This window comes from Paenibacillus sp. GD4 (genome assembly GCF_030846225.1).
GTDB lineage: Bacteria > Bacillota > Bacilli > Paenibacillales > NBRC-103111 > Paenibacillus_G > Paenibacillus_G silviterrae.
The window spans coordinates 984,914-999,194 of the sequence record NZ_JAVCYK010000001.1 but is presented as its reverse complement, the minus strand read 5'-3'; the positions used below and the strand labels follow the sequence as shown (position 1 = coordinate 999,194).

Sequence of the window (14,281 nt, the reverse complement as noted above, 5' to 3'; positions counted from 1 at the left end):
TGTCGGGCAGAGAAGTATAATTAGGAGCTCGAGGCTTCCTCAGCGGGCTCTTGATCCTTAAGCACCATATGAAGCACGATAAAACCGATCATAGCAATAAAGGCCAGAACAGAGCTTACACTGTACACCGTATGAGGTCCCCAAGTATTAAAGACCCATCCGCCCACCAATCCGCTGAGCAAGCCGGCCAGACCGGACCAGGTGACGGCGAACAGCGCTTGACCGGAGGCGCGAAACTGATCCGGCACGAGACGCTGAATGTAACGGATGACCGTGAACAGGAAGATACCGAAAGACAAGGAGTGCAGCAGCTGAATAAAAATGACAAGACCAGGGTCCGTCACCCGGCTCATCAGCAGGAAGCGTACGGTATAGACAAGACTGCACAGGATCAGCAGCGGAAGCTCCTTGAAGCGGTGGCCGAACCTGCTCAGCAGGAAGAAGATCGGAATCTCCGCGAGTGCCGAGGACATCCAGGACAGACCTACAAGAGATGGGTCCGCTCCTAGACGCTGCAGGAACAGCGCCAGGAAATTATCATTCATACGATGGGCGACGGAGACGGTTAATACGATCAGCATAAAGGTGAGAAAGGGCCGGGAAGATATGATGGGCAGCAGATTGCTGAAGTCCGGCTTGTTGCGGCTTCCTTCTCCTGCATCCTTAAGTCCTAGAGAAAGCAGGAAGGAGAGACCGATGGTAAATAGGCACAGGTACACGATCAGGTCCGTCCCCATTCCTTTCATCAGCTGTCCGAAGACTAGGGCGGCAAAGGCAAAGCCGATGGAGCCCCAAACCCGGAAGGAAGCGAAGCTTTTGCCCGTGTTGCGTATGCTCAGAAGCGTTAGGCTATCTGTAAGGGATGTCACCGGCGATTGAAAGAAGAAGAATACCGACATCAGTACAAGTAGCAGGGTATAGGCATCGCTTTGAAACACAAAAAAGGCCAGGATCCACTGGCCGATCAGGACCAGGATCAATATTTTTTTGACAGTCCGGTACTTGTCGCTCAAGAAGCCCCAGAACAGGTTCGAGCCGATCCCGATCAAGGGGCCGATCGAATAAATCGCTCCGATCTGCAGGGTGGAAAGCCCGCGTGACTGGAAATATAACGGAAAATAAGAAACAATGACGGCCATCGTCATATAGCAGGAAAATGAAAACGTTCGAAGCACGGTAAAAGAAGAAAACAAAGTATTCCGACCATTCATTTATTGTCCACTCGATTCTGCATTCATAGCATTTTTCGCCGTCGCCGGATGAGGCAGTCTTCCTTCCGTCCGTCCGGCAAGCCAGATCACGTACATCACCACGGCGACCTCGGCCAGCACGCCAAGCGATTGCGCGAAGGCGCCGATACGTCCGTTCCAGCCCGGGAACAAAAGGGAGGTCACAAGCAGCGTAATGAGCGTAATGCCGACATTCGAAGCTTGAGACCACACCATGACCTTCGTTTGTCCCCGCAGCATCAGCAGACCGTTGCCGAAATCCAGAAGCGGGAAGATCAGCGTCATGATCATGAACACCTTCAATGTCGATAAGCTGGCTTCCTGCAGCCGCTCGTTAACCCCCATGACATGCTCCAGAAACCAAGGTCCTGCGGAGGTATAAGACAGTATGGCGATGAGCAGGCTGGGAATAAGCCACAAAATAAAGAAAAAGCGCCGCACGGAAGCTGCGTCCTTGCGGTAAAAGTTCATTACAATTTGATGCGTATAGGAGAAAAAGCTCATCACCAGCTGCGCCAGGCTCGCCGCTATAGCGAAGGAGGCAATGGCCAGCTTGATGTCCGTTGTTTTGCCGAGAAAGGCGTTAATGGAAGGCCCGACAATAACGGCGAGCAGCGACGAATACAGCAGAGGCCGGTAAAAATGAAAAATTTGAGATGGCTTGCTGACGTCGTGATCTTCCTTCACTTCCGGAATCGAATTCCTCAGTAGGGATCTCCCTTCCCAGAAGCTGACGGCGGCTTCGACGGCCATACCTGTAAGGAAAATGATGGCCCCAACGGTCCCGCTCTCGACGCCTTTATGGATAAAGTAGAGAGAAAGCAGGTACATGCTGAGCAGCCTGACGATCATGCCGATGGTAAGCCATTTGGTACGAAGGTTATAGATGATGATCCCATGATAGAGACAGCGAATCCCCGAGAAGATGCTGACGAACATGAGAACGCGGTACACCTCCAGCATCGGCTCGACCATGCTCTCTTCCGCGCCGAAGATATGGCGGAAGATCCAGGGGCCGAGAGGCGAATAGCTGATCGTTAAGCCCAAACCGAAAATGGCTCCGAGCACGCTCCAGCCTACGATGGACATGGCCCGAAATGACCGGCGGTCACGAACGAGTGCCGAGCAGGTCTGCCGAAGCAGGACGGCCGGGCGTTCGATAATCCCCAGAATGCTAAGCGGCAGCGCATAGCTGGCGATGACGATCTCCGGTTGGGCGGAGCGTGCCAAGGTACTATTGATGATGACATGGGAGATCGTTACCAGGCTGGCCGAGATGCCAAGCGGTATGAAGAAGGCGAGCAGCTGCCGGAACGAGATCCTTGTTGCTTGTGGCTCAGTCATGCTGTTGTCCCCCGCATTAAGTAAATGGTATACGCCGTATCGTTAACATTCCTAACATTATAGCACGAACGAAGGAATCGTGAGTGAAAAAAATTCGGACTGCCACTGGCTTCGGACAGGGGGTTCGTGATACATTATTATAAATAAACTGCTATAAGCCTTGCGATCCTTCCGTTCGGCGGAAGGTAGAAAGGAGATTTACCATGTCTTATACCTTTGATCTTGACCGGCGCCTGGGAATTCCGCTCCCGCATCTGCTGAAGGATTGGGAGGATTACTCCGAGTATGAGCAAGCGGATATTTTGCTGCAGTGGGAGAGAATCCGCGGTACGATTCCAGAGCAGATCAAGAAGCTGGAACGGATTATTATCTTGAAGCAGGATCAGCTGAACGGCGAGGATCACTTTCCGACCTCCTGCCGTTTAAACAGCGAAATCGCCGAGCTGGCCAGCACCATCAACGAGCTGCATTTGTGGTTTCGAGTGAATCAGGATATCTCGTCCGGCAGGACGCATCAATAGAGCAAATCTCGGCAGCAGCGTAAGGAGGGCATTACGTTTGAGTTGGACCGAAACGTTACACAGGCTTACAGGGTCACTGACCGCTCACAAGCCTTCGCTATACCCGGCTGAGGAATGGGACGATTTGAATGATATCAAGATCGGCAAGCTTTCTGTCGACGGGTTTCAAGGAGAGCAGCGCACTTACGCCCTGGCTGTGAAAGCAGGCCTTCATCTGTTTAACGAAAGCCTGGATGCCTCGCATGAGCTTTCCCAGAGCCTTCATCATCCTACAGGCAGCTACTGGCACGGCATCATGCATCGCATGGAAGGAGATTACAGCAACGCCAAGTATTGGTTCCGCATGGTCTCCTCCTATCCGGTTTATGAGAGATTGGCGAAGGATGCCTCTCAGTACTTGAAAGAGTGCAGCCTGTCGGACGTTTCGAATGCGCTTATTCGTGAGAAGCTGGAGAAGCTGAGCGGCGCATCGGAATGGGACCCCTACGCATTCGTTGATCTGGTGGAGCATCAAGTGACTGTCGCCCGCGAGGCGGTGGCAGAGGAGCTGCTGCAGCATATCCAGTGGCTTGAAATGAGGCGACTTTTGCAGTATTCTTACGCTCAAAGCGGCGGTGGAGGTCAGTTGATTGAACTTCCAGAGCACTAGCCTACAGCCTAAGGCGCCGGGAAATCCGCTCCGTCTGATGTATTGTGTGTACCGCTATATCCTGCCCGGAGTTCGGGAGCAGCTCGCCTCCTGGAGGGAGCTGGCCGATCGGATGCCCGACCCGGAGCTGCGCACGCAAGCGATTGCCAGTATGACCAGCAAGCAATTCCACTGCGAAGGCGGGGCTGTCTATGCCGCGGCCCATTTGCCGATGCGGCATGTGCTGATCCCGCTCATTGTTGCGTTCCAAACGATCAGCGATTATTTGGACAACCTGTGCGATCGAAGCACCTCGCTTGACCCGGTTGATTTTCGCCGGCTGCATCAATCGATGCTGGATGCCGTAGACCCCGCGGAGCCTCTTCATGACTATTATGAGTTTCGTGAAGAGAAGGACGACGGCGGTTATCTGTATGAGCTGGTCAAGACGTGTCAGGCCAGTATTCGGATGCTGCCCTCCTATTCCGTTGTTGCAGAGGAAGTAAGGCATTTGGTCGGACTGTACTGTGATCTCCAGGTGTACAAGCATATTCGCCATGACCTGCGTGAAGCCGCGCTGGATGAATGGTGGAGCAAGCACGCATCGGCCTATCCTGCCATACGCTGGAATGAATTCGCCGCCGCTACCGGTTCGACGTTAGGGGTTTTTATGCTGTTTTTGGCGGCATCCCAGCCTAAGCTTCAGCCTGACTCGGCAAAACGGATTCATGAAGCTTACTTTCCTTACATTTGCGGCTTGCATATTTTACTTGATTATTTGATTGACCAAGAGGAGGATCTGATCGGGGGCGACCTGAACTTTTGCAGCTATTACGGGGGCATGGATGAAACGGTGGACCGCATTGCGGAGATCGTTCGTCAGGCCCATGCGAAGGTGGATCTGCTGGAAGCGCCTAAATTCCATAGGATGATTATCGAGGGCTTGCTAGCCTTGTATTTGTCCGATCCCAAGGTCAGCAAGCAAACTCAGGTGAAGCGCATTTCAAGGCAGCTGATGAAAGGAAGCCCGATGATGCGGATGTTTTTCCTGGTAAACAGCGTATGGATCCGGAAGACGTCTTAATTTATAGAATATACAGAATGTGCTATTGCACAGAGGAGGAGCCTACTTATGACAGTGAAAAAGATTGCCGTTCTTACCAGCGGCGGAGATTCGCAAGGAATGAACGCCGCTGTTCGCGCCGTTGTGCGCAGCGGCTTGTACCATGGACTGGAGGTATTCGGGGTTCAGCGCGGCTACGCCGGTCTGATCAATGACGACATTCGTCCTATGGATTTGCGAAGCGTCGGCGATATCATCCAGCGCGGCGGAACCATTTTACAAACGGCGCGATGCAAAGAATTCACTACACCGGAAGGCCAGCAGCTGGGTGCGGAAAATCTCCGTAAGCACGGCATCGACGGTCTGGTGGTCATCGGCGGCGACGGCTCTTACCAAGGGGCAAACAAGCTGAGCAAGCTCGGCATCAAGACGATGGGGCTGCCGGGTACGATCGATAACGACATTCCGTTTACCGACTTTACGATCGGGTTCGATACGGCGGTTAGCATCGTTGTAGACGCCATCAATAAGCTTCGCGACACGATGAGCTCTCACGAGCGTTCCTCGGTTGTAGAGGTCATGGGCAGACATTGCGGTGATATTGCCCTGTATGCAGGTCTGGCGAGCGGAGCCGAAACGATTCTTGTTCCGGAGGTGCCTTATGATCTGGATGAGATATCGAAGCGAATGGCCGAAAATTTCAAACACGGCAAGCGACACAGTATCGTTATCGTAGCGGAAGGCGTGGGCAAGGGCGAGGACATCGCTCGGGGCATTACGGAGCGTAATGGGATTGAGCCGCGCGTAACCGTGCTTGGTCACATTCAGCGCGGCGGTACGCCTACGCATAACGACCGCGTTCTGGCCAGCAGTCTCGGCGACTTTGCCGTGCGCAAGCTGATCGAGGGAGATTCCGGCAAATCCTGCGGTATCATAAAAGGCGAACTGGTCGCAACGGATATCGACAAGGTGGTTCATACGAAGAAGGATTTCAACATGGAGCTGTATGAGCTGAGCAAGCGTTTGTCTCAATAAGATAGGCTGATAAGAGAAAAGGAAGCAGGCCGGTGGGGTAGGTCCCATACGCCTGCTTCCTTTTTTGTGCACGACTATTTGTTACGTTCAAGCACCGCTAGGATTTCTCCCGTAGGACGGTTGCCTTTCTCCGCATAAAGAATGCGGCCGTCTTTCCCGATCACATACACTACGCGCTGCTGACCGAACAATCCGAGGATTTTACCGACGTCATAGAGCTGGCGGATCGCTTGATCGCGGTCGACTACTAGCGGAAAATCATACAGAAATTTCTTGGCAAAGGCTTGATGCTCCTCTAAAGTGCCTGGATTGATTCCCAGCACCAAGGCGTTATAATCTGCATACAGCGCTGCGGAGTCGCGAACCGCACATAACTGCTTGGTGCAGATGGGGGTTTCATCCTTCGGGTAAAAAATAAGTACAATCGGTTGCTTGCCCAAATATTCCTGAAGAAGGATCTGGCCCTTCGTGCTGTGTGCTGTAAAGGCAGGTGCGGCTTGACCGACGGACAACATAGGGAAGTCCCTCCTTTTTTCGACCGGCTCGCAGCCGGCTTTTCCCATCATGACTTCATTGTATAGAAACACATGCATGCGGGCAAGCCGAGGCTTGCTTCTTCAAGATTTTTCCGTTAGGATGGGGGAGCAGTCCATCGACCCAAGGAGGACATTCTATGTATATGTATAAAATGGAAGCCGAGCTTCGGACCCATTCCATCCATGTGATCGTGATGGCCGAGAATGACGCTCAAGCCTTCGAATACTTGGAAGAGCTGCTTGTTCGGCATTACGTGAAAAGCCCGGAGGTGACCGAGGCAAGTATTATCGAGAAGAAGCGTGCGGTCAAGGGCTCGGGTTATGTGATTGAGGCCTCCTCTTAAACAGCAGCATTCGGAAAATTTTGGATTGACTTACTTATACTTATTATACTAAAATGTATGTCAAGTTAACGGAGAGCAAAGGAGAGGGACTTATGAATATTATCATATTAGCGGGAAGCAACCGGAAGGCGGCAACAAGCACTTTGCTTTCCCATTATATTGCATCGCAGCTGAAGGAAAAGGGGGTTACGGCCCGGGTGTTTGATTTGTACGAAAAGCCGATCCCCTTTTATTCACCGGATACGGAATCGTCCGACGCCAATCTGCTGGAGATGAAAGAAGCGCTGCTTCGCGCCGATGGCATTGTTCTTGCAACGCCTGAGTATCACGGGAGCATGTCCGGCGTTCTGAAGAACGCGCTTGATCATGTCGGCTTCGATTATTTTGACGGTAAGGCCGTGCTTTCGGTCAGCTCTGCCGGAGGAGCGGTCGGCGTCAGCTCGCTTCAGCAGCTGCAGACCATTGTACGGAATGTTCACGGGATCAATTGCCCCGAATGGATTTCGATTGGTGGCGAGCAGCGTGCCTTCAATGACAACGGTGAGCCGGCGGATGCGAAAACAAAAGCTCGGGTTGAAAAAACAATCACTTATTTTGTAAAGCTAGTACAAACGGTTCGACATTAAGTGTATAATAACGACAAAAAGAATGTCTGCCGGGCGGCATGCCTTGAAGGGCATTTTTTTTGTGCACATTAAAGAGTTATCGGAGTGAGCTTACGATGGGTGTGGATTTGGGAAATGATTGGTCGGCCCTATTGCAGGAAGAGTTTCAAATGCCTTATTACTTGGAGCTTCGGGAGTTTTTGAAGAAGGAGTATTCGCAGCAAACGATCTATCCGTCCATGCATGATATTTTTAATGCGCTTCGGTACACAAGCTATGCGGACACGAAGGTCGTAATCCTTGGTCAGGATCCTTACCACGGCCCGGGACAAGCCCATGGACTCAGCTTCTCTGTACAGCCGGGCATCCCTCTGCCTCCCTCCTTGCAGAACATGCTGAAGGAGCTGCGGGACGACCTAGGCTGCACCATGCCGGATAACGGCTGCCTTGTGCCATGGGCCCAGCAGGGGGTTCTGCTGCTGAATACGGTATTGACCGTTCGGGAAGGTCAGGCTGCCTCTCACAAGGGCAAGGGCTGGGAAACGTTCACCGACCGGATCATTTCACTGCTGAACGAACGGGAACAGCCGGTCATCTTTATTCTGTGGGGGAGCCATGCGCAAAGCAAGCTGGGTCTGATCACCTCAGGCCGCCATCATGTACTGAAGTCGGTCCACCCAAGTCCGCTTTCCGCACATCGCGGCTTCTTCGGGAGCAAGCCTTATTCGCAAGCAAACGCCTTGCTGGAGCGCATGGGACGAGACAAGATTGAGTGGCAGCTGCCGAGTCTCCATGCCGCCAAGATCGGATCTGCTTGATCTTTCGCGTTTTGTGTCGAGATTTAATTATAGACGAGATAAATATCCCCGGGAGCCGGTGCGATCCATTAGGAAAGTGGTGCGAGACCTGTGAGTACATCCGAGAAAGAAGCATCAGCCTCAGAGCCTTCAGAAGCCGAAGTGTCCGGTATGGCCAAGCAGCTATGGACACTAAGGGGTTTGAATTTTTCATATTATGCAACAACGGCGGTGCTTCTGCCGTTCCTGCCGATTTATTTTCTCAATCAAGGCTTTACATCAGCTCAAATCGGTATCCTCATGACGATCGGACCGTTCGTAGCGATTTTTGCCCAGCCGTTCTGGGGATATATGAGCGACAGGTATAACTCCCTCAAGAAAATTATTTTCCTGCTGTGGGCACTTACCATCTTGTCCAGCGTCGGCATGTTCTTTACAACGGGGTATCCGTATGCGTTGACCTTTACTTTGCTGCTGTACTTCTTCATGCTCTCTTCCGTTCCGTTATTGGACAGCCTGACGATCAAGTCCGCGCTGCAGGCAAGGAAAAGCTACGGCTCCATAAGGCTATGGGGCTCCATCGGCTTCTCGTCAACGGCCGTGCTGTCGGGTTGGCTGCTGGGCTTATTCGGAGGCTTAGGGAGCATGCCTTATTTGTATTGGTCCATTTGGCTGCTTCCGATTTTGCTTGTTTTCTTCCTCAAAGATGAGAAGGGACCGGGACAATCCATCGATTTCCGGCTGCTGGCCGGCGTATTGAAGAACAAATCGTTCTTATGGTTTCTGCTGCTCGTCCTCCTGATCATGATTCCGCACCGAATGAATGACGGCTTGTTCGTGCTTTATTTACAAGACCGCGGCGGTACGGACACGATGGCAGGGCTTGCATGGGCGCTTGCGGCGGTAAGTGAAATCCCTACCTTTGCCTTGTTAGGCCGCTATATGCATAAGTTCAATGAGCTGGCCTTGCTGTTTATTGTTTCCGTGTTATACACCGTTCGATGGGTGCTGTACGGATACATTACGGATCCTTTCGCTTTGATGTTCCTGCAGGCTACGCATATGATCACCTTTGCCGTATTTTGGCTGGTTGCCGTGCACTACGTGGACCGGATGGTGCCGGAGGAGCTTCGCTCTACAGGGCAAGCCATGCTGTCTGCCGTTTTTCTCGGCGTTGCGGGCATTACCGGCGGTTACGTCGGCGGCCTCATTAAAGATACTTGGGGCGGGGAGGATATGTATTTCTTTGGAGCTGTCTTAACGGCAGTCGCCGCTGTTCTGCTGCTGTTCACGCATCTGCGAAACGGGAGAAGAGTCTAGAGCCTCTTCCATACCAAAAAGCCCTCCATCATCCTGACCGGAAAATGGAGGGCTTCATGTTTGCTGCGAAAACGATTATTTCGGTTGGTTCGTATTCTGCACGGTTGGGGGAGCTTCATTCGAAGTGGTGAGCTCCTTCTTTGTTTCCTTGTCTTCTATCGTAGAGCTATTGCCTGCGGTTGCATCCTTAAATTCACGAAACATTCTGCCGAAGCCGCGTCCGAGCTCGGGAAGCTTACTGGGTCCGAACAACAGCAGCGCCACAACGACGATCAGTACGATATGCATTGGGGATAATAATCCACTCATGGGGTACACCTCCGGTAACAATACTTATTTTCTATCATACCATTAACCGAGCCAAGCCTGCTAATGAATTTTTACGAAACATTTACAATTTCGATTATGAAGGAAGAAAAACGCCTACCTTCAGTGAAGATAGGCGTCCTTCTGATGTTCCGAAATGCTGTATTGAATGATTTCCATGGCATCCTCGGCCTCTAAAGCCTCTAGACCGTGGCGAAGCACGATCTCGGATTCCAATTCCGAGCGTTTAAGAAATGGGTACAACTCCGGCGTTAATTTCATCACAATGATTGACAACTTAACGGTTTCCACAAGCATCACCCTTCCCATATCATCATCTGGTGTTGATAGATCAGGAGCCTCTTACGGAAGTGACACAGGTAAAGCCGAGCAGCAGAGGATGAGACATGTAGTGCCGGTGAAGCTTCTTACATTATAACATAAAATCCGAAACTATGTAGGGGCTACGATTATTAAATATTGGTTAGGAGCTTCGACGGAATAGCCCCATGACCCCGACGGTTTCGACAATATTGACGAAGGCCTGAGGATCCCATTGCCGGACGAGGCGCTGCAGCTCAAGCAGCTCGTAGCGTGTCGTTACCGTCATCAGCATATGCTGAGGCTGTTTGGTATAGCCGCCTTCCGTTTGGATCACCGTAACGCCCCGCTGGATCTTTTTCATTTTTTGCATCAGCAGATCCTTCTTGCGTGTGACGATGAACACCGTGACCTTCATATGTCGAATATGAATCGTATCGATCATTTTCCCGGTAATAAAGATCGAGAGCATGGAATACAGGGCCAGATCCCAGTTCTGCTTGTAATAACCCAGAGCAATGATGACGATTCCGTTTAACCCGGTCAGGAAGGTGCCGAGAGAGAAGTCCCGCTTTCTGGTAAGAATCGAGCCGATAATATCAAACCCGCCGGTGGAGCCGCCTGCACGCATGGAGATGCCTGTACCGACGCCAATGAAGACGCCGCCGGTGACGGCTGCGATCAGCAGGTCCTTGACCAGCGGGGTTTGGGGCAGCAGCTCCATAAACCAAGTGGTGAGAGCTACGGAAACAACGCTGAGCAAAATAAAACGGCGCCCGATCGTGCGAAGTCCCCATAATAGAATGGGAAGGTTGCCGATCAAAAACAGAAGGGCAATATTCCAGCCCGTTAAATAACCGACGAGCATCGAGATGCCGGACAAGCCGCCGCTGAGCATTTGATGGGGAATGAGAAACCAGTTAAAGCTTGCGGCGATGCATGCGGACCCCAGCGCCACCACAACGAGAGGACCTAGGGACGATTGCAATAAACGAAACAAGGGAAACACCTCCATCCTTAGTATGAAGCGTTCCCCTTGTTTCAATCATTTTTTCTTAAAAGATCCTGTACGCTTGCTTGTGCTAGGCTTGCTGGCGCTTGACGAAGGCGCTTTGTAGGTCGGTGTGGAGCCGTCGCTTCGTCTTACCTGTCCGGTGCTCTGGCTTGGTGTCTTGCTTCCGGAAGGCGTGGAAGAGAAGCTGCCTTTTCGTTCGGTTGTCGCCGGCGCGGCAGCAGGACTCTTCGACCCGGAAGAGCTGCCGGAGCTACCCGAAGGATAAGGCACGGATTGATACTTGCCGTAATCCTGGTACCTTTTGGTGGAAGTGTAGCCTCGGTAGTCGTACTTGCCGCCACTGTGCTTGCCGGACCAGTCGCTTCCGAAAACCGATTGGATGAGAGCGGCCGTCAAGTAGCCCTGCAGGAAGGAGGAATCGTAATTTTCCTTGGCATATTCAACCGTATCCACTTCAATTAACGTATTCTCCTGCTGATTCGGGTCCTTCTGTAAATGAATGATCTTGCTGTCATACACAAGGAACATTTGCTCGGTGCTTTCCTTGCTGATTTCCTTAGGCTTTTCCTGCTCGGCCAGCGTGCCGGCCACGGTGACAACATCGGTTCCTTCGGCAAGATAAACCTTGGCCGTGCTTTTCCCTTGACCCTGAACATCAATTAATGAATAGTGCTCTTTGATATAGTTACCTGTATCGCCGCAGGCGGTGAGCAGCGCAATCACCAGCAGCAAGGCTATCAGACGGTATCCGTGCTTCACCTAGAGCTCCTCCTTGTAGGCAATTTAAGTTCCCTTCATAAATTGAATCTGAGATGCGGGCGTCCGCTGACCCAGCATAGCGACATATTTGCCGTCCTGCCATTGCAGGAAAAAATAACGGTCCCCGCTGCCGAAGTATCTCCAGATCATTACTTCGTCGTTTGAACGAAAGTCGGTGCGTCCTTCCGTACGGATCATGTCCTTGCGATAATGCTCCAGCTCGAACAAGCTGCCGTCACCCAAATCCAGCTGGGTAGGGACGTCGTTCGGATCATCTAAGGACCCTTCGACGAATTCGCATAAAAAACTGTCGTACGTTCGACCTTTTTCAATCAGCAAGCATGAAATTTGTTTGCCGTTTTGAATATAATAGATAAAGCGGTGCGGCTCGAAGCCGCGATCGAAATATATCCCTTTCCCGGATACAACGTATTCCTCGAGGTCTACACGGACGATGTCACCGACCCGGGATTCTTCGATCGGGTTACTTTGCCGGGCAGGCGGCTCCTGCTGATTGCTTTTGATTAGGGAACTGACTCGTTTCCATATCGACATATAGAACGCTCCTTTGCGTGGCTTCCGTGACTTTCGCTTGTACAGCGATCCTTCAACATACATTATACTACGAAGATGACCCTCTTGCGTTTCGAATTGAATTGGCGCTTGTTGGATTATGTCTTGGGTATATGTTATAATACGGAAGATATTCTTAAGTACGGCTTTGACAGTTTCGCTTAAGTCTGTGCGGATGAGCGGTTCATGTGGAGATAAGAATGAAGTACGATAGGAGTCGCGCTTAAGGGTATATATAAAAGAGACCCCCTCTAAAAGGAGAATGAAATCATTTGAAAACATTTAGTGAATTTGGTTTAGAGCCGAAGGTATTGCGTGCCATCACGGAGATGGGCTTTGAAGAATCCACGCCGATTCAGGAAAAAGCGATCCCGGTATCGATGGAAGGCCGCGACCTCATCGGACAAGCGCAAACAGGTACTGGTAAAACGGCTGCCTTCGGTATTCCGCTTGTAAACAAGATTGACGTGAAAGAAGATCGTATCGTAGCACTCATCATGTGTCCAACACGCGAGCTGGCCATTCAGGTTGCCGACGAAATCGAGAAGCTGGGCCGCTTCAAGGGAATTCGCTCCCTTGCGATCTACGGCGGTCAAGATATCGTTAAGCAGATCCGCGCGCTTCGCAAGAAGCCGCAGATCATTATCGGTACTCCAGGGCGCTTGCTCGACCATATCAACCGCAAGACGATCAAGCTGGATGACGTTCAGACCGTTATCCTTGACGAAGCGGACGAAATGTTGGACATGGGCTTCATGGACGATATTCAATCGATCCTGAAGCTGGTGCCGGAAGAGCGCCAAACGATGCTGTTCTCCGCTACGATGCCTGCCAACATCCGTAAGCTGGCTGACCAGTTCCTGCGTAATCCGGAGCATGTATCCGTTATTCCTAAGCAGGTTAGCGCACCGCTGATCGATCAATCGTACATTGAGCTTCATGAGCGCCAGAAGTTCGAAGCGCTGTGCCGCCTGATCGATATGGAAGCACCTGAGCTGGCGATCATCTTCGGACGTACGAAACGCCGCGTGGATGAGCTGTCGGAGGCTCTTCAGAAGCGCGGTTATACGGCGGAAGGTCTTCACGGCGACCTGTCCCAGAATCAGCGTGATAACGTTATGCGCAAATTCCGCGACGGTAGTATCGATGTGCTTGTAGCTACGGACGTAGCTGCCCGCGGTTTGGACGTATCGGGCGTAACACACGTTATTAACTTTGACCTCCCTCAGGATCCGGAAAGCTACGTTCACCGTATCGGACGTACAGGCCGTGCAGGGAAGGAAGGCGCAGCCTATACTTTCGTCACACCGCGCGAGATCGACCACCTGTACTTTATCGAGAAGGTGACTCGTCACAAGATCAAGCGGAAGCCGGTGCCGACCTTAGCCGAGGCGATCGAGGGCAAGCAAAAAATGACGGCGGAGCGAGTTCTGGATGTGCTTCAGAACGACGAGCATAACGAGTATAAAGGTCTTGCGATTTCCTTGCTCGAGTCCCATGATTCCGTTCATTTGCTGGCGGCTGCTTTGAAGCTGCTCACAGGGGACAAGAAGGAAATCGAGATCGAGCTGACTCCGGAGGATCCGTTGCGCGCCAAGAAGAGAAGACCGGACGTGCGCAGCGCGGGCAGAAAACCATCGGGCCCTTACGGCACGGCAGGCGGCGCTCGCGGCGGTTACGGCGGCGGCGGCGGCTACCGTGGCGATCGCGGGGGAGATCGCGGCGGTCGTCGTGACGGCGGCGGCTACCGTGATCGCGATTATCGCGGCGGCGGCCGTTCGGAAGGCCGCGGAGAGCGCAGCGGCGGCGGATATTCCCGTCCGTCCAGCAACCGTTCGAATGAAGAAACCTTGGTATAAGAAAGACGGAAAGGCGAGGCTGCGGT

The 14,281-nt window shown here is 52.1% G+C and carries 17 protein-coding genes; 9 read left to right on the top strand and 8 right to left on the bottom strand.

Annotation, left to right across the window (positions count from 1 at the left end; translation table 11 throughout):
* Positions 1 to 20 precede the first annotated feature (20 nt).
* Both RAC89_RS04710 and RAC89_RS04705 read right to left on the bottom strand, forming a co-directional pair.
* Entirely contained in the window at positions 21 to 1,211 is a 1,191-nt protein-coding gene (locus tag RAC89_RS04710; RefSeq protein WP_306612103.1) for an MFS transporter, read from the bottom strand.
* Entirely contained in the window at positions 1,212 to 2,573 is a 1,362-nt protein-coding gene (locus RAC89_RS04705; protein WP_306612101.1) for a multi antimicrobial extrusion protein MatE, read from the bottom strand.
* A gap of 203 nt (positions 2,574 to 2,776) precedes the next feature.
* Between RAC89_RS04705 and RAC89_RS04700 the strand changes: the two genes are divergently transcribed.
* The 4 genes from RAC89_RS04700 to pfkA are packed head-to-tail and all read left to right on the top strand — an operon-like array spanning position 2,777 to position 5,820.
* Positions 2,777 to 3,094: a hypothetical protein gene (locus RAC89_RS04700; RefSeq protein WP_306612099.1), complete on the top strand. Its 318-nt coding sequence runs from the start codon at positions 2,777 to 2,779 to the stop codon at positions 3,092 to 3,094.
* A 37-nt stretch (positions 3,095 to 3,131) separates the two neighbouring features.
* Positions 3,132 to 3,743: a hypothetical protein gene (locus tag RAC89_RS04695; protein WP_306612097.1), complete on the top strand. Its 612-nt coding sequence runs from the start codon at positions 3,132 to 3,134 to the stop codon at positions 3,741 to 3,743.
* A 37-nt stretch (positions 3,744 to 3,780) separates the two neighbouring features.
* On the top strand, positions 3,781 to 4,806 hold the full coding sequence (locus RAC89_RS04690) for a tetraprenyl-beta-curcumene synthase family protein (RefSeq protein ID WP_284644916.1): 1,026 nt from the start codon (positions 3,781 to 3,783) through the stop codon (positions 4,804 to 4,806).
* A 48-nt stretch (positions 4,807 to 4,854) separates the two neighbouring features.
* Entirely contained in the window at positions 4,855 to 5,820 is a 966-nt protein-coding gene (gene pfkA / locus RAC89_RS04685) for a 6-phosphofructokinase (protein WP_306612096.1), read from the top strand.
* Between the two features lie 74 nt (positions 5,821 to 5,894).
* Here pfkA and RAC89_RS04680 read toward each other — a convergent pair whose 3' ends face one another.
* Entirely contained in the window at positions 5,895 to 6,335 is a 441-nt protein-coding gene (locus tag RAC89_RS04680; RefSeq protein ID WP_306612094.1) for a peroxiredoxin, read from the bottom strand.
* Between the two features lie 158 nt (positions 6,336 to 6,493).
* Here RAC89_RS04680 and RAC89_RS04675 point away from each other — a divergent pair, with 158 nt between their 5' ends.
* From RAC89_RS04675 to RAC89_RS04660, 4 genes are all read left to right on the top strand, one after another.
* Positions 6,494 to 6,700, top strand: coding sequence for a DUF3906 family protein (locus RAC89_RS04675; RefSeq protein ID WP_306612092.1), 207 nt, complete (start codon positions 6,494 to 6,496; stop codon positions 6,698 to 6,700).
* A 92-nt stretch (positions 6,701 to 6,792) separates the two neighbouring features.
* Complete coding sequence (locus RAC89_RS04670) at positions 6,793 to 7,326, top strand: NADPH-dependent FMN reductase (protein WP_306612090.1); 534 nt, start codon at positions 6,793 to 6,795, stop codon at positions 7,324 to 7,326.
* A gap of 95 nt (positions 7,327 to 7,421) precedes the next feature.
* On the top strand, positions 7,422 to 8,123 hold the full coding sequence (locus tag RAC89_RS04665; RefSeq protein ID WP_306612089.1) for a uracil-DNA glycosylase: 702 nt from the start codon (positions 7,422 to 7,424) through the stop codon (positions 8,121 to 8,123).
* Positions 8,124 to 8,213: 90 nt separating this feature from the next.
* Entirely contained in the window at positions 8,214 to 9,422 is a 1,209-nt protein-coding gene (locus tag RAC89_RS04660; RefSeq protein WP_306612087.1) for an MFS transporter, read from the top strand.
* Positions 9,423 to 9,497: 75 nt separating this feature from the next.
* On the opposite strand, the gene tatA is transcribed toward RAC89_RS04660, so the two are convergent.
* From tatA to RAC89_RS04635, 5 genes are all read right to left on the bottom strand, one after another.
* Entirely contained in the window at positions 9,498 to 9,731 is a 234-nt protein-coding gene (tatA, locus tag RAC89_RS04655) for a twin-arginine translocase TatA/TatE family subunit (protein WP_306612086.1), read from the bottom strand.
* Positions 9,732 to 9,851: 120 nt separating this feature from the next.
* On the bottom strand, positions 9,852 to 10,046 hold the full coding sequence (locus RAC89_RS04650; protein ID WP_284644914.1) for a hypothetical protein: 195 nt from the start codon (positions 10,044 to 10,046) through the stop codon (positions 9,852 to 9,854).
* Between the two features lie 166 nt (positions 10,047 to 10,212).
* Positions 10,213 to 11,049: a YitT family protein gene (locus RAC89_RS04645; protein WP_306612084.1), complete on the bottom strand. Its 837-nt coding sequence runs from the start codon at positions 11,047 to 11,049 to the stop codon at positions 10,213 to 10,215.
* A gap of 45 nt (positions 11,050 to 11,094) precedes the next feature.
* Positions 11,095 to 11,823 (bottom strand): DUF4247 domain-containing protein, encoded by a 729-nt coding sequence (locus RAC89_RS04640; RefSeq protein ID WP_306612083.1) that lies wholly within the window; start codon positions 11,821 to 11,823, stop codon positions 11,095 to 11,097.
* Positions 11,824 to 11,847: 24 nt separating this feature from the next.
* Positions 11,848 to 12,378, bottom strand: a complete 531-nt coding sequence (locus tag RAC89_RS04635) for a DUF4178 domain-containing protein (protein WP_284640927.1) — start codon at positions 12,376 to 12,378, stop codon at positions 11,848 to 11,850.
* A gap of 290 nt (positions 12,379 to 12,668) precedes the next feature.
* On the opposite strand from RAC89_RS04635, the gene cshA reads away from it, so the two are divergent.
* Positions 12,669 to 14,255 carry a degradosome RNA helicase CshA gene (gene cshA / locus RAC89_RS04630; RefSeq protein WP_306612081.1) on the top strand — a complete coding sequence of 529 codons (1,587 nt, stop codon included), beginning with the start codon at positions 12,669 to 12,671 and terminating at the stop codon, positions 14,253 to 14,255.
* The last annotated feature ends 26 nt before the right edge of the window (positions 14,256 to 14,281 follow it).